The organism is Herbaspirillum autotrophicum, from assembly GCF_001189915.1.
Classification (GTDB): Bacteria; Pseudomonadota; Gammaproteobacteria; order Burkholderiales; family Burkholderiaceae_D; genus Herbaspirillum; species Herbaspirillum autotrophicum.
Window position 1 is genome coordinate 1 of sequence record NZ_LFLS01000086.1, and the last position, 1,150, is coordinate 1,150.

The window sequence follows — 1,150 nt, forward strand, 5'->3', positions numbered from 1 at the left end:
TCTGCAAATCGAACGTGGTCACATCCATGCGCTGATCGGACCGAACGGCGCGGGTAAAACCACCTGTTTCAATTTGCTGACCAAATTCCTGGTCCCGACCTCGGGCCAGATCCTGTTCAACGGTAAAGACATCACGGCAGAAGCGCCGGCGCAGATTGCGCGTCAGGGCATCATTCGCTCGTTCCAGATTTCGGCCGTGTTTCCGCATCTGTCGGTGATGGAAAACGTGCGCATCGGTTTGCAGCGCACGCTCGGTACCAGCTTCCATTTCTGGAAAAGCGGCGCCAGTCTGAATCAACTCAATGAGCGCGCCATGGCCTTGCTCGAGGAAGTCGATCTGACCAGCTTTGCCGACACCATCACCGTCGATTTGCCGTATGGCCGCAAGCGTGCGCTGGAAATTGCCACCACACTGGCGATGGAACCGGAACTGATGTTGCTCGATGAGCCGACGCAGGGCATGGGCCACGAAGACGTGGACCGCGTCACCGCGCTGATCAAGAAAGTATCGGCCGGCCGCACCATCCTGATGGTCGAACACAACATGAACGTGATTGCCGGCATTTGTGATCGCATCAGCGTATTGCAACGCGGTGCGGTACTGGCCGAAGGCACTTACGAACAGGTATCGAAGAATCCGCAAGTCATGGAAGCCTACATGGGCACCACGGCCGGCGCGCTGGAAGGAGCACACTGATGAATACGGCAACCATGACCACACGTAATGCCGCGTCCGCAGGCAATGCCACTCCGGCACTGGAAATTTCGAATCTGCAAGCCTGGTACGGCGAATCGCACATTCTGCATGACGTCAACCTGAGCGTGAATCAGGGGCAAGTGGTAACGCTGCTGGGCCGCAACGGCGCCGGCCGCACCACCACGCTGCGTTCCATCATGGGTCTGGTCGGCGCACGCAAGGGCGCGATCAGGATCAACGGTGTCGACACCATTGCGATGCCGACGTACAAGATTGCCCATCAGGGCGTCGGTTACTGTCCCGAAGAACGCGGCATTTTTTCGTCGCTGTCGGCAGAAGAAAACCTGATGCTGCCACCATTCGTGTCGAAGACCGAGAAGGGCATGTCAGTAGAAGAAATCTACGACATGTTCCCGAATCTGAAAGAACGTCGCCACAGCCAGGGCACGCGAT

General features: G+C 57.7%; 2 protein-coding genes. Both read left to right on the forward strand.

Annotation, left to right across the window (positions count from 1 at the left end; translation table 11 throughout):
• The first annotated feature begins 1 nt into the window (after position 1).
• Positions 2-697, forward strand: coding sequence for an ABC transporter ATP-binding protein (locus tag AKL27_RS26885; protein ID WP_083439329.1), 696 nt, complete (start codon positions 2-4; stop codon positions 695-697).
• Positions 697-1,150 (forward strand): ABC transporter ATP-binding protein (locus tag AKL27_RS26890; protein ID WP_198156113.1); only part of this gene is annotated, 454 nt, incomplete at its 3' end. The genes AKL27_RS26885 and AKL27_RS26890, both read left to right, overlap by 1 nt.